12 protein-coding genes are annotated in these 12,999 nt (G+C 67.2%); 5 read left to right on the plus strand and 7 right to left on the minus strand.

The features are described from left to right. Position 1 precedes the first annotated feature (1 nt). The 3 genes from QFZ60_RS15070 to QFZ60_RS15080 all read right to left on the minus strand — a co-directional run bounded on the left by QFZ60_RS15070 (position 2) and on the right by QFZ60_RS15080 (position 3,690). Positions 2 to 700: a hypothetical protein gene (locus tag QFZ60_RS15070; RefSeq protein ID WP_307091446.1), complete on the minus strand. Its 699-nt coding sequence runs from the start codon at positions 698 to 700 to the stop codon at positions 2 to 4. 118 nt (positions 701 to 818) lie between these two features. Beyond that, positions 819 to 1,874, minus strand: coding sequence for a 2,3-butanediol dehydrogenase (locus QFZ60_RS15075; protein ID WP_307091448.1), 1,056 nt, complete (start codon positions 1,872 to 1,874; stop codon positions 819 to 821). A gap of 25 nt (positions 1,875 to 1,899) precedes the next feature. Continuing rightward, positions 1,900 to 3,690: an NAD(P)/FAD-dependent oxidoreductase gene (locus tag QFZ60_RS15080; protein ID WP_307091449.1), complete on the minus strand. Its 1,791-nt coding sequence runs from the start codon at positions 3,688 to 3,690 to the stop codon at positions 1,900 to 1,902. A gap of 154 nt (positions 3,691 to 3,844) precedes the next feature. Here QFZ60_RS15080 and QFZ60_RS15085 point away from each other — a divergent pair, with 154 nt between their 5' ends. Next, positions 3,845 to 5,146 (plus strand): GAF domain-containing protein, encoded by a 1,302-nt coding sequence (locus QFZ60_RS15085; protein ID WP_307091451.1) that lies wholly within the window; start codon positions 3,845 to 3,847, stop codon positions 5,144 to 5,146. Between the two features lie 31 nt (positions 5,147 to 5,177). Here QFZ60_RS15085 and QFZ60_RS15090 read toward each other — a convergent pair whose 3' ends face one another. Next, on the minus strand, positions 5,178 to 5,957 hold the full coding sequence (locus tag QFZ60_RS15090; RefSeq protein ID WP_307091452.1) for an SDR family oxidoreductase: 780 nt from the start codon (positions 5,955 to 5,957) through the stop codon (positions 5,178 to 5,180). A 191-nt stretch (positions 5,958 to 6,148) separates the two neighbouring features. On the opposite strand from QFZ60_RS15090, the gene QFZ60_RS15095 reads away from it, so the two are divergent. Beyond that, complete coding sequence (locus QFZ60_RS15095; RefSeq protein ID WP_307091454.1) at positions 6,149 to 7,738, plus strand: alkaline phosphatase; 1,590 nt, start codon at positions 6,149 to 6,151, stop codon at positions 7,736 to 7,738. Between the two features lie 130 nt (positions 7,739 to 7,868). Beyond that, positions 7,869 to 8,594 carry a hemerythrin domain-containing protein gene (locus tag QFZ60_RS15100; protein WP_307091456.1) on the plus strand — a complete coding sequence of 242 codons (726 nt, stop codon included), beginning with the start codon at positions 7,869 to 7,871 and terminating at the stop codon, positions 8,592 to 8,594. A gap of 12 nt (positions 8,595 to 8,606) precedes the next feature. Here QFZ60_RS15100 and QFZ60_RS15105 read toward each other — a convergent pair whose 3' ends face one another. Both QFZ60_RS15105 and QFZ60_RS15110 read right to left on the minus strand, forming a co-directional pair. Next, positions 8,607 to 9,548, minus strand: coding sequence for a HoxN/HupN/NixA family nickel/cobalt transporter (locus tag QFZ60_RS15105; protein WP_307091458.1), 942 nt, complete (start codon positions 9,546 to 9,548; stop codon positions 8,607 to 8,609). Positions 9,549 to 9,559: 11 nt separating this feature from the next. Continuing rightward, the gene (locus QFZ60_RS15110) at positions 9,560 to 10,075 is read right to left on the minus strand and encodes a cupin domain-containing protein (RefSeq protein WP_307091460.1); all 516 of its coding nucleotides are present in this window, start codon (positions 10,073 to 10,075) and stop codon (positions 9,560 to 9,562) included. Positions 10,076 to 10,151: 76 nt separating this feature from the next. Between QFZ60_RS15110 and QFZ60_RS15115 the strand changes: the two genes are divergently transcribed. Continuing rightward, entirely contained in the window at positions 10,152 to 10,766 is a 615-nt protein-coding gene (locus QFZ60_RS15115; protein ID WP_307091461.1) for a TetR/AcrR family transcriptional regulator, read from the plus strand. Between the two features lie 99 nt (positions 10,767 to 10,865). Beyond that, entirely contained in the window at positions 10,866 to 11,648 is a 783-nt protein-coding gene (locus QFZ60_RS15120; RefSeq protein ID WP_307091463.1) for a GntR family transcriptional regulator, read from the plus strand. Positions 11,649 to 11,673: 25 nt separating this feature from the next. Here QFZ60_RS15120 and QFZ60_RS15125 read toward each other — a convergent pair whose 3' ends face one another. Next, positions 11,674 to 12,936, minus strand: a complete 1,263-nt coding sequence (locus QFZ60_RS15125) for a S8 family serine peptidase (protein WP_307091465.1) — start codon at positions 12,934 to 12,936, stop codon at positions 11,674 to 11,676. Between the last annotated feature and the right edge of the window lie 63 nt (positions 12,937 to 12,999).

Consider the following 12,999-nt stretch of genomic DNA (forward strand, 5'->3'; position numbering starts at 1 on the left):
CCTACTTAAGGCTCAGCACCTCGTCGATGGGGCGGCCGTTGACGTACACCTGCGCGCTGGTGGCCCCGGACGCCGCCATGGCCGTGTATTCCAGCTGCGCCTTGGCCCGCGGGATGTCGCAGACACCGCCGAGCATGAACTGACCGGAGAGCCAGATGGTGATGGTGCTGCCGTTCAGTTCGCCGCCCAGGTACGTCAGGCTCGACTGGTAAAGGACGTTGATAAGCCCGGATTGCCCTATGTCGCGGCTCTTGTTGGCCAGCAGGGTCCCGATGCTGGGGCCCACCTGGTCGGTGAACCGGACGGGGGCTGTGGTGGTGGCCACGAGGCTGTCGCCGCAGCCGATCGCGGGTCCGGAGACGCCGTTGTCACCCACGGCCACATAGTAGATGGTCAGCGGGGCCACCTGTTCGGGCAGTCCGTTGGGCGTTGGTTCCGCCGTGGGCGGCGGGCTTGCAGGAGTGGACGACGGCGGTGGGGCGGCCGGGGTGGTGGGCGCGACTGAGCTGCCCGGCGTCGTGGTGGGGTTCCCCGACGTGGTGGGAGTCGCCGTCGTGCTTGGGGACGCGCTGCTGGTGGTGGGGCTCGGGGCCGCGGAACTGGTGGAGGGGGCCGGTGCGGGCGGGCCGAAGCATCCGGTGAGGACCAGCAGGCTGCTGAGCCCGAGAACGCTGAGTGCCGAAAGCCTGGGCCTGGTCATGATGCCCCCTTGAAGACGGGGCCCGCGGTTGCGGGACCCGTCTTCAAGCTACGCCTGAGGGTTAGTCCAAAACAGGGACTAAAGTCCGGGCCGGGCGTCGGAACGCCGCAACCCGGCTCTACGGGTGCACCAGCACCTTCACCGCGGTGTCCTTGTGGTTGATGAGGGTGTCGAAGCCCTGTTCCACCAGGTCCTCCAGCGCGATCCGTCCCGTGATGAACGGCTTGAGGTCCACCTTGCCCTCCTGCACCATCTTAATCACTGCAGGGTGGTCCCGGACGTAGGCGATGGTTCCGCGCAGGTCGATCTCCTTGAGGACCAGCTTCTGCATGTCGATGGTGGCGGGCGCGCCCCAGATGGATACGTTGACCACCACGGCGCCGGGCCGGACGGCGTCGAGCATGGTGTCCAGCACAGCGTTCACGCCGGCGCATTCGAACGCGACGTCGGCCCCGGCGCCGCCGGTGAGTTCCCGCACCCGCGCCGGGACGTCCTCCTTGCTCGGGTCCAGCACGTGGTCCGCCACGCCGCTGGAGGTGGCCTTCTCCTTGCGTGCCTGCGTGAGCTCGCTGATGATCGTGGTCACGCCCATGCCCTTCAGGACCGCGGCGGTGAGCAGCCCGATCGGCCCTGACCCGCCCACCAGCGCCGTGTCCCCGGCCTTCACGCCGCTGCGCGCCACGGCGTGGTGCGCCACGGACAGCGGCTCGATCAGCGCCGCCTCATCCAGCGGAATGTCCCCGATCGGGTGCACCCAGCGCTGGTCCACCACGATCTTCTCGCTCAGCCCTCCCCCGCCGCCGGAGAGCCCGATGAAGCCCATCTGCCGGCACAGGTGGTAGCTGCCCGCCTGGCACATGTCGCAGTCGCCGTCCACAAAGTAGGGTTCGACGACGACGTTGTCACCAACTTCCAGCCCATCCACGCCTTCGCCGATTTCAGCGACAGTCCCGGAGAATTCGTGCCCCAGGGTCACCGGGGATTCCTCGTGGGACAGCGGGTGCGGATGGCCCGGTGCCGGGCAGAAGATGGGCCCTTCCAGGAACTCGTGCAGGTCCGTGCCGCAGATGCCGCACCACGCGACGTCGATCTTCACCGCCCCCGCCCGCAGCTCCGGCTCCGGGATGTCCTCGATCCGGATGTCCTTGCGGGCGTGGAAACGTGCTGCCTTCATGATTCCTCCATGCTGTGAAACGCGACTAACGGGTGTGGTGGCTGGGCTGCAGTTCGTAGACGGGTGTGTCGAGTCCTTCCATCCGCGCCTTCAGCTGCAGCGCAAGGTACGCCGAGTAGTGCCGGCTCTGGTGCAGGTTGCCGCCGTGGATCCAGAGCTGCGGCACGTTGGTTGGCTTCCACATATTGCGCAGCTCCCCCTCCCACGGACCAGGGTCTTTTGGCGTGTCCGAGCCGTATCCCCAGCATTTGCCCACACGGTCGGCGATTTCGGGCGAGACCAGGTCCGCCAGCCAGCCGTTCATGGAACCGTAGCCGGTGGCATAGACAATGAGGTCCGCCTCCAGCTCGGTGCCATCATCCATGACCACGGCGTTGCCGGTGATCTTGGCGACCTGGCCTGACTTCAGCTTCACCCGTCCGTCGATGATCAGCTGGGAGGCGCCCACGTCGATGTAGTAGCCGGAGCCGCGCCGCAGGTACTTCACGAACAGCCCGGACCCGTCCACACCGAAGTCCAGCTCGAACCCGGCGGCCTCCAGCTGCGAGTAGAACTCGGCATCCCGCTGGGCCATCTGCTGGTACACCGGCACCTGCGCCTCCGGCAGGACGCTCATGGGCAGCGAGGCGAACAGCAGGTCGGCCTTTTCCGTGGTGACTCCGTTCGCGAGCGCCCGCTCGGAGTAGAGGTCCCCCAGCGCCAGGTCCATCAGGGATTCGCTGCGGGCGATGTGGGTGGAGGATCGCTGGATCATGGTGACATCGGCGCCGTGCTCCCAGAGGTCGGCGCAGATATCGTGGGCCGAGTTGTTGGAGCCGATCACCACTGCCTTCCTGCCGCTCCAGTCGCCGCCGCCGGGGTGCTGGGAGGAGTGCCGCTGCTCGCCCAGGAAACTCTCGGCGCCGTCGAACGTCGGGATGTTCGGGTAGCCGGAGACGCCCAGGGCGAAGACGAGCTGCTTGGGCCGCAACGTCACAGGTGACCCGTTGCGAAGGACGCTGACCGCCCATTCCTGCGTGCCGTCGTCGTACGCTGCCCCCACGCACTCGGTGCCGGACCAGTAGTTCAGCTCCATGATGCGGGTGTAGTGCTCCAGCCAGTCGCCGATCTTGTCCTTGGCGGCGAAGACGGGCCAGTCGTCCGGGAACTTCAGGTAGGGCAAGTGGTCGTACCAGACGGGGTCGTGCAGGTGCAGGGACTTGTAGCGGTTGCGCCAGGAGTCGCCCGGGTTCTGGTTCTTCTCGATGATGATGGTGGGAACGCCCAGCCGCTTCAGCCGGGCGGCCAGGCCGATCCCGCCCTGCCCGCCGCCGATGATCACGCAGTAGGGCTGCTCGTCGTAGCCCAGCCGGGCTTCCTGCTCCTCCTTGAGCTCCTTCCAGGACCGGCGCCCCCGGACAATCTCGTGCGCCACGCCCTGTTCGCGGCGCGGGCCCTTCTTCTCCTCGAAGCCCTTGAGCTCCTGCATGGTGGTGAGCAGCGTCCAGCATTTGCCGTTCCGCAGCCGCAGGTGTCCGTAGCCGCGGGCGGCTCCGGTCTCGAACGTGATCCACGCTTCCACCGCCTCCGCATCCCCGGTGGCGTCCTCCGCGAGCGCCCAGTTGGCTGGCCGGACGTGGTCCAGGGTGGTCTCCAGCATGCGCCGGATGTCCGCCTTGCCTTCCAGGGTTTTGAGGTTCCAGGTGAACGCCACGAAGTCGCGCCAGTAGCTTTCGTCCTCGAAGAGCTCCAGCGCTGCCTCCACGTCGCGCCGCTGCAGCGCATCATCCAGGCCGGCAAGCCAGGCCTGGGCGGCAGCGGTGAATGTTTGGGTCATCTCCACTCCTTTATGCTGTTCTGCTGATCCATGGGCTCCGCCCGGAGCCCTGCGATATGCTGGGGCGGGCGTGAGCTGCATCACTAGTGGAACCCCGCGGGGGTAACAACGGCGTTACACGGACCGGCAAGGGTGCCGGGTCTGAGGAGGAACAGTGGACCAGGGCCTGCGGTTTTCGGACCCGGCACGGTATGCGCGGACGCTGCGGCGGGCGCATGAGCTGGTCATTTCCGGTGTGCCGCGGCCCGAAATCCCCACCCGCCTGGTGGATTCATGGCACCGGTCCATGGCCCTGGGCATCAGCCCGGACCAGCACAGCCCGCGGCACCTGCACGAGCCGTCCGAGGTGCTGCAGCTGCGGCGGGACCACCGGCTGCAGCAGGTGATGCCGGCTCTGCACGACCTCCTGGCCGATGATTCCCGGGCCGGCCGCCACCTGTTGGTGCTCACCGATGCCAGCGGCGAGATCCTCTGGCGAGTGGGCAGCCCGGCGGTCCTCCGGCGCGCCGACCAGCTGGAATTCCTGGAGGGCGCGGACTGGTCCGAGGCCGGAATCGGCACCAACGCCATCAGCGAGGCCCTGGTCACCGGCGGCCCCGTCCAGCTGTTCTCCGCCGAGCACCTGGTCCGCACCCACCACGAGTGGGCCTGCACCGCGGCGCCCATCACGGACCCGGCCACCGGCAGGCTGCTGGGCGTGCTGGACGTCTCCGGGCCGCTGGACACCATCAGCGCGGACACCCTGAGGATGGTGCGGTGCGCCGTCCGGGTGGCAGAGGCTTTGCTGGGAACGTCCGACGCCGGCACCGCCTTGGGTGCCCCGTCTTCCAAGGGCGCGTCCCGGCGTCCTGCACGCATTGCCGGGCAGGGTGTTGCCGGCGAGGCTGCTGCGGTGGAGTCGCTGGAACTGCTGGGCGACAAGCCTGCGGCGGTGTTTGCCGGTGGCGGCCGTGCCCCGCTGACGCTGCGCCGGGCCGAGATCCTGGCGCTGCTGGGTTCCCGGTCCCAGGGTTGGTCCGCCGAGGAGCTGGCCTATGAGCTGCATGGTGACGCCGGCACGCCGCAGGCTATCCGGACCGAGATGTTCCGGGTGCGGTCGATGCTGGGCGGGGCCGTGGACTCGAATCCGTACCGGCTCACCGCGGGGCTGGCCGGCGCGTCCGACTCGGGGCGGGTGCTGCGGCTGCTGCGCGACGGCCTGGTGGCGGGGGCGCTGGAAGCGTACCGGGCTCCCCTGCTCAGCCGGTCCGGCGTGCTGGCCGTTCAGCTGCTGCGGGACCAGCTGGACCTGGCCGTGGGATCAGCCGTGCGGGCCAGCGGGGATGCCGCGCTACTGGTCCGGTGGCTCTCCACCGATATGGGCGCCTTTGATTCGCAGGCCGTGGAGGCGCTGGGCCGGCTGGTGGGCCGGACTGATCCGCGGTACCTGGCCTTCCTGGCGTCTTCCGGCGCCTGAGCCTGCCGGGTGGTTGCGCCTGGCCAGCCGCTCACCAGACCGAATCGCCGCGCAGCACCACGTCGCTGCCGCCGTCGACATAAACGATCTGCCCGCACAGGTGCGTGTTCTCCACGCTGTTCAGCCACGCCAGCAGGCGGGCCACGACGATGGGTTCGGCGATGCCATTCAGCGGCATGGGAACCACTTCCAGCAGTGACTTTCGAGCGTCCTCCGCGGCGATCAGGTCCGCCGTCATGGGGGTGGCGATGACGCCGGGCGCTACGGCGTTCAACGGGATTCCGGCTCCTGCCCACTCGGGGCCGGCGGCCTGGCGGCGGACCCACCGGGACAATGCAAGCTTGGTGGAACAGTAGATGAGACCGCCGGTGGCCGGCTCCTTCGCCAGGACCTCGGCGCGGGCCATTGCCGGCTGTTCGTCCCCGGCGGTAAGCAGCGCAACGAGTTCTTCATCGCTGGCCATCAGGGCTGCCATCGATGAGACCACGACGGCCCGCGGCGCGTCCGAGCCGGCGAGCAGGGGGCGGAGCCCTTCAAGCGTTGCGAGCGCCCCGAAGAAGTTCACCGAAACGGTGGCGGGTCCAGGGACGGCAAGGCCGGCCACGGCGTAGATCGCGTCGATCCTGCCGCCGCTGACCTTCCGCACCGCATCCACCAAGGCGCTGCGTCCTTCTGCGGTAGAGAGGTCGGCCAGCACCTCGGCGTCGTGGATATCGATGCCGATGACACGCTCGCCCCGCTGCTCGAGCAGTTCCTTGGTGGCCTTGCCGATCCCGGAGGCGGATCCGGTGATGACTGAGATGCGGGGCACGGCGTCTTCTTTCCCTGGCTGGATGGGCTTGGATTCACTCTGCGCGCCAGTCCCGGGGCGGGCCAGAGGCCAAAGGCCTGCCCTGTGAGGCGGACGCGCACGCGCTCGATCAACAAGCCTTGTCATACCGTTAACCGGCCATTCACATCCTCCTCGGAACCTGGCCAACAGCCGGAAATAGCGTGGGCCCCATGGATAACATCTCGCGCCGAACCCTCATCTCCGCCGGCCTCGGAGCCGGCCTTGTCGCCGCACTGCCGGGTGCCGCCGTCGCCGTTTCCACCGCTGACGACGCCGGCCTTCGCACCGATCCCTTCATGCTCGGCATCGCCTCCGGCGAGCCGTGGCCGGACGGCTTCGTCCTCTGGACCCGCCTGGCCGTGAACCCGGTGGCGGAGGACGGGCTCGGCGGCATGCCGTCACGCCCGGTGGCCGTGCAGTGGGAGGTGGCCGAGGACGCCACCATGCGCAGCGTAATAGCCCGCGGCGTCGAGCATGCCCGGATTGAAACCGCGCACTCGGTGCACGTGGAGCTGCGCGGCCTGAGGCCGGGCCGCGAGTACTTCTACCGGTTCCGCACCGGAAAGTACATAAGCCCGGTGGGCCGAACCCTCACCAGCCCCGCGCCGCATGAGACGCCCGCCGCACTGGCCATGGCGTTCGCCAGCTGCGCCCAGTACGAGCACGGCTACTTCACCGCCTACCGGCGCCTCGCGGAGGACCACCCGGACCTGGTGCTGCACCTGGGGGACTATCTCTACGAATACAAGAAGGACAGCTACGTGATCGGCGGCGGCAACCCGCGCGACCACGAGGGCCCCGAGACCGTCACGCTGGAGACCTACCGGCAGCGGCACGCGCAGTACAAGGCCGACGCCGACCTGCAGGCTGCGCACGCGGCCGCACCGTGGGCGGTGGTCTGGGATGACCACGAGGTGGACAACAACTGGGCGGACGACGTTCCGGAGAACAGCGACGCCGGGCAGCTGAACGACAGCGTGGAGCACTTCCGGCAGCGCCGCGCCGCTGCGTTCCAGGCGTACTACGAGAACATGCCTCTGCGCCCATCGTCGCTGCCTGCCGGACCGGACATGAAGATCTACCGGCGGATCCAGTGGGGCCAGCTGGCCAACTTCCACATGATGGACACGCGGCAGTACCGTGACGACCAGCTGGCCGGGGACGGCTGGAAGAAGAACGTGGCGGAGCGGCTCGCGGAGAACCGGACCATCACCGGCACGGAGCAGGAGAAGTGGCTGCTGGACGGTTTCCGGAACTCCACCCAACGGTGGGACATCCTGGGCCAGCAGGTCTTCTTCGCCGAGCGCGACCGGAACAAGGCGCCCGAGATCGACGACGTCTCCATGGACGGCTGGGACGGGTACGCGGCCTCCCGCCGCCGCATCACCCAGGGCTGGATCGACGCGAAGGTGCGCAACGCCGTCGTCCTCACCGGCGATGTGCACCGGCACTGGGCCAACGACGTGAAGGTGGACTACAAGGATCCCGCCTCCCCTGTAGTGGGCTCGGAGTTGGTGTGCACGTCCATCACCTCCACCGGTGACGGCACAGGCTCCACCACGGACGCCACCATGGCCTGGAACCCGCACCTGAAGTTCTACAACGACAACCGCGGCTACGTGAACACCCGCATCACCAGGGACGCGCTGACCGCCGACTTCAGGGTGCTGGACCACGTCACCACGCCGGGCGCACCGGCGGCCACCAAGGCTTCCTTCGAGATCCGCGACGGCGTGCCGGGGCTACAGGCGCGGGGCTGACGTCTTCCTGAGGGGTCGACGGCGGGTCCCGCCGTCGACCCCTCTCCCGGGCATTGTGCGCCTCAGGGCCCGGGGCTACGATGCTCGCGGGGAGAGGTCCTGCGTCTCACTGACCGATAGGGGCCACGCCATGACCGACTTCTTCACCGCGCATCCCGGTGAGACTGCTCCTCCCCTGCCGGCAGGGCCCATCCTGTGCGGCGGAACCGCGGGTATGCGGCGCATCCACCGCTTCTTCCTCTGGGCATACGGCGAGGCACCGGGACTGGTGCGCTCCGCCACGGCGGGTGATACGGCCCGCGCCGCGTACGTGGGCGAAGTGCTGGGGAACTTCGACAAGGTGCTGCACATCCACCACGAAGGCGAGGACCTGCTGATGTACCCGCAGCTGCAGGAACGGGCGCCGGCGTGTGCCCTGCACGTAGGGCAGATGCTCGAACAGCACAGACAGGTTACCTTCAGGCTGGAGGCAATCGAACCGGTCCGGCTGCGCTGGATGCGGACGGCGGACGAAGAGTCGGCAGCCGATCTTGCCGCCCGCTACGAGGACCTGGCCGCTGTCCTGAACGTGCATCTGCGCCGCGAGGTCACCGAGATGATGCCCGTTGCGGACAGGGTGATGTCCGAAAAAGAGATGCAGGAAACCGGCCAGCACGGGACCAAGCAGCTCGACAAGAAATTCCTGGTGGGCTACCTCGGGATGGTGCTGGCCACCAATCCGCCGGCGGACCGCAAGGAGCTGTTCAGCGAGATCCCTCCCCCGGTCCGGCTCGCCTACCGCCTGGTGGGGCGGCGGATGTACCGGAAACAGTACGCGACGCTCTTCCCGGGACGGCCGATTCCCGAGACGCTGTAGGAACCAGACGCGCTACCTCACCGGCCTCACGACGGACAGCAGTTCCACGCTCCCGACGCCCAGGGCCACTGCGGCGGAGAACCCGGTCAGGACGAGGTTGTACAGCAGCCTCCGGCGCGGGTGCGAAAAGGCCCAGCCGTAGGCCGCATTCATGAACCATCCGTCCAGGCTGTCCAGCAGGCTCATGCCCGCGGCGAAGAGGACGGGCAACGTGAGGACGGCGTACCAGGGAAGCTCCGCCGCTGCGGCTCCGCCCGCCACAACAAGCAGCGCCACCTCGGCGGCGGTATCAAATCCCAGGCCGAACAGGAGCCCCAGCACATACGTCTGCCAGGGCCGGGTGATGCTTCGCATGACCGGCTGCAGCAAGCGGACCAGGAGGCTGGAGGCCGCGGCGGGCACCCCTGCTTCAGGCTCGCCTCCCCCAAGGCGGCGGAGGCCTGAACCGGCGCGGATCAGCAGGGCAAGATTGAGGAACGCCAGGAGATACAGGAACAATCCCGAGACAGTAGCGCCCAGGGTTCCCAGAAGATCGCGCCAACTGGAGGCGTCGTTGCCCAGCTGGCCTCCCAGGAGGTGGGGTCCCGCCGCCAGCAGCAGGCACAGGCCAAAAACGATGCTGGAGTGGCCCAGCGAGAACCAGAAGCCGACGGAGACTGGCCGAAGGCCCTCACCCATGAGCTTCCGGGTGGTGCAGTCGATGGCGGCAATATGGTCCACGTCGAAAGCGTGTCGCATGCCCAACAGATAGGCGCCTAGTCCGATCCCCAGCCCGAAGACTCCACTTGAGCCCAGCGTAAGGTTCTGCGGCACGACACCCAGTACCAGCACGCCCCAGCCCACCACATGCAGCAGAAGTACGACGGCGGCCATGCCGGCCAGCGGCGCCCCCGGCTTCCGGGCGGCCTCGGCAATGGGCAGCCGGCTTCGCCGAGGTGGAGCCTGGAGGCCCACGACGCTTCCCGTCAGCCCATTGGTGGCGTCAGACCGTACCGGGCGATGATGCCCGGCAGCCAGGGCGCCTCGCCGAACTGGAGGCCATACTCCGCTGCCAGTTTGCCGATGGCCTCAGGATCCGGCGGTCCCCCGGCTTCAAGCTGGTCGGCCAGCCCCCAAAAGAAATGCTCGAATCCGGCCGGGCTGATTATTTCAATCATGCGTGCAGGCACTTTGCCCGCGTTCCACATGGTGTGCAGTTCGCCGCGCGGCTTGGTGATGTAGCCCCCGGCGCCCAGTACTGCCTCACGTTCACCGGAACGGAAGCCGATCTCGCCTTCCAGGATGATCGAATACTCATCCTCACGGCTGTGCATGTGTGGCGGAACCAGGGCTCCCACGGGAAACGGATGTTCCACGATGGAGATCTGCTCATTGGTGTGTTCGCCGAACAGTTTGAAGACAACCCCGATGCTTCCGAGACTGCCGTGGCGTCCTTCCCCAGGCTGCACGACCGTTAGCCGTGGAGCCTCCTCAATGCCCATGGGATTCATCCTTTCCAATTCGATATACAATGGTGTATATCGAATTATCCGGCCGACCGAGGATCAGTGTCAATAGTTGAGTGAACACGGGCGTTCAACCAAATCACGCAAGTACCAGATGAACAAGCGTGCCGAGCAGGTGGACACAACGCGTCAGCGGATCGTGGACGCGGCAGTGGCCCTGCATGGATCAGTCGGTCCCGCCCGGACCACCATTTCAGGCGTCGCCGAGCAGGCCGGGGTCACGCGTCTGACGGTCTACCGCCATTTCGCCGACGACGAGGCGCTGTTCTCCGCCTGCTCCTCGCATTGGCTTTCCCAACAGCAGCTGCCGGACCCTGCCGCATGGTCCGAACTGGCGGACCCCCTGGAACGGCTGCACGGCGGGCTGACCGACCTGTACCGGTTCTATCGTGACGGCGAGCCGATGCTCCGGCGCATCTACAGGGATTGGGCAGCCCTTCCGGAGAGGCACCGCACGGACCTCCAAAAGCGCGATACGTTCTTCCGCGACCGGCTCCTCGAGGCTTTCCCCGACCCAGGCAACACACGCCTGCGCGCCGTCGTGGCCCACGCGGTTTCGTTCTGGACCTGGCGTTCCCTCTGCCATGACAACGGGCTTTCGAATCCGGACGCTGTCCATGCCATGGCAGGCTTGGCCGCGATGACGGCCGGCCTGCACCAGCCATAGCAATTCCAAGCCGGCCAGTACGGCTTGTCCAACAAACACATCAGACCCTGCATTAGGCTGGAATCCCCCGAGGCCCATCACAAACAAGCGAGGCATAACGTGCACCAGGACGCCGCCCGGTTCCTGTCCCAGCCGGTGGCCGCCCAGCCCGGCTCGCCGTTGCGCGTCGCCGTGTACTCCCGGATCGCGGAAGCTATCCGCAACGGCCTCCTGACGCCGGGCTCCATGATCCCCACGGAAACCGAGCTCGGCGCCGACATGAAGGTCAGCCGCACCGTGGTCCGTGAAGCCCTCATGCTCCTTGAGGAAGACGGCCTCATCCGGGCGCGCCGCGGCGTGGGCCGGTTCGTCTCGGACACACTCCCCCGCATCGGCATCGAACGGATCCGCCCCTTCGAAGAGGTCCTCGGCGGCCCCGGGCAGACGCTGGAGGTCAAACGCACCCAGGTGGTGCGGCAGGCCGCCTCCGAGTTCGTCGCCCCGGGCATCGGCATCGAGCCCGGCACGGACTGCTGGCTGTGGGAGTCCGTCCTCATCCGCGACGGCGAGGCCATTGCCCACCTGCAGGAAAACGTCACCGCCCAGCCGGTCAGCATCGGCAAGGGCGCCGCCGCGCCCCTTGAGATCAACGACGACGGCGGCGCCACCTTGCTTGCCACGCTCAACAACCAGCTGGGCAGGCTGGCTGGGCCGGGCGAGTGCCAGATCAGCCTCAGCCAGGTGGGCCCCAGTCGCGCGAAACTGCTGGACCTGCGCCCGTCGGACCCCGTCCTGGTGCTGACGCAGTTCGTCCGGCACAGCAACCGGCCGTTCTACCTGGCCAAGTGCCTGGTCTCGGCGCGGGCCGGGCACCTGTCGGTGATGCAGTCCCTGCAGTCCTAAGCGAAGGCTGCCTGCATTTTGGCGCTCAGCACGTCCCTCCGACCGCTTTGCAGGCGTTCACCCGGCCGTACTTCCAATCGGTGCCCTTGCCGACAGGATCCGCCGTGGATTCCACTTTGGCGCGGACCGAATCGCTCGACGTGTTGGCAGATGTGCTCCACACCAGGGCGGCAACGGCGGCGACGATCGGTGTGGACATGGACGTGCCGCTGCCAATGTCGTATCCCTGGGAGCGGTTGTTCTCCCGTGCCAGAACGAACCTGTGGTTTGGGAAGGTCGAGTAGACGGAAACTCCTGGCGCGGCCACATCCACCCAGGTAGGTCCGTAGGTGGACCATGATGCCTTCTTGTCGTTGTTGTCCGTGGCGCCCACCGCGATGACGTTCTGGTACGCGCCGGGATACATCATGCTGGTGTTTCCCCCATTGCCGGCCGAGGCAACAAGTACAACGCCCTTATTCCACGCGTTGTTGACAGCGGTTTCGAGGGTGGTCGAGGCACCCACGGCAAGGCTCATGTTGATGACCTTCGCGCCGTTGGTGGCCGCCCAGTTGATACCGTTTGCAAGCCCTGAACTGGACCCCATCCCGGTGTCGGTCAGGACCTTTCCGGCCATGATTGTGCAGCCGGGACATACGCCGGCGACGCCAATGGTGTTGTCCCGGGAGGCCGCAATGATGCCGGCCACGTGCGTGCCGTGGCCATAGTTATCTTCGTTGGTTCTGGCAGTGGTGAAGTTGGCGCGGGCGGTAACCTTCGGACTGATGTCGGGGTTATCGGTGGCGACGCCGGAGTCGAGGACAGCTACTTTTATGTTCGCGCCGGTGGTGACGCTCCACGCTTCGACGGCGTCCACATCAGCGTCCGGTGTTCCCTTGGGCACAGTGATGTCACCCTTAGTGTTCGTGAATGATTGACCATCGTTCTGGAGCGCGTACTGCCGGTCGAAGAAGGCGTCGGTTCCGGTGGGTGCGACCACAAGGTCCGGTTCGGCGTACTCCACCGCCGGATTGTGGCTCAACGCCTCAATGAGGTGGAGCTCCTTACCGGCCGGCACCGTAATCAGATGCGCGCCGGTGCTGCCGATGGCCGGGCCGTCGTTGAGGCCATGCCGGTCGAGGACACCGCGGGCCGCGGCGTTGTCGCGGAACTTGACCATGATCTGTCCGGAAACGAAAGACGAAGATGCGGGAGATGATGGGGCGGCAGCGTTACCTGGCACAGCGGCCGTGACGGCGCCGAGCGCCATCACGACCGCTGCGAGACCTGCCAGAACTGTTCTTTTCATTCCGTTATCTTGCGCCCCACGCGTAACACCTGCATAGGGCCCAACGGCAGGTATCCGGATTTC

This window comes from Arthrobacter sp. B2I5 (assembly GCF_030816735.1).
Lineage (GTDB): Bacteria > Actinomycetota > Actinomycetes > Actinomycetales > Micrococcaceae > Arthrobacter.

Bases quoted from the DNA above. Each gene is read 5' to 3' on its own strand.
- QFZ60_RS15070 (WP_307091446.1), bottom strand. From the start codon at position 700: ATGACCAGGCCCAGGCTTTCGGCACTCAGCGTTCTCGGGCTCAGCAGC.
- QFZ60_RS15075 (WP_307091448.1), bottom strand. From the start codon at position 1,874: ATGAAGGCAGCACGTTTCCACGCCCGCAAGGACATCCGGATCGAGGAC.
- QFZ60_RS15080 (WP_307091449.1), bottom strand. From the start codon at position 3,690: ATGACCCAAACATTCACCGCTGCCGCCCAGGCCTGGCTTGCCGGCCTG.
- QFZ60_RS15095 (WP_307091454.1), top strand. From the start codon at position 6,149: ATGGATAACATCTCGCGCCGAACCCTCATCTCCGCCGGCCTCGGAGCC.
- QFZ60_RS15100 (WP_307091456.1), top strand. From the start codon at position 7,869: ATGACCGACTTCTTCACCGCGCATCCCGGTGAGACTGCTCCTCCCCTG.
- QFZ60_RS15110 (WP_307091460.1), bottom strand. From the start codon at position 10,075: ATGGGCATTGAGGAGGCTCCACGGCTAACGGTCGTGCAGCCTGGGGAA.
- QFZ60_RS15125 (WP_307091465.1), bottom strand. From the start codon at position 12,936: ATGAAAAGAACAGTTCTGGCAGGTCTCGCAGCGGTCGTGATGGCGCTC.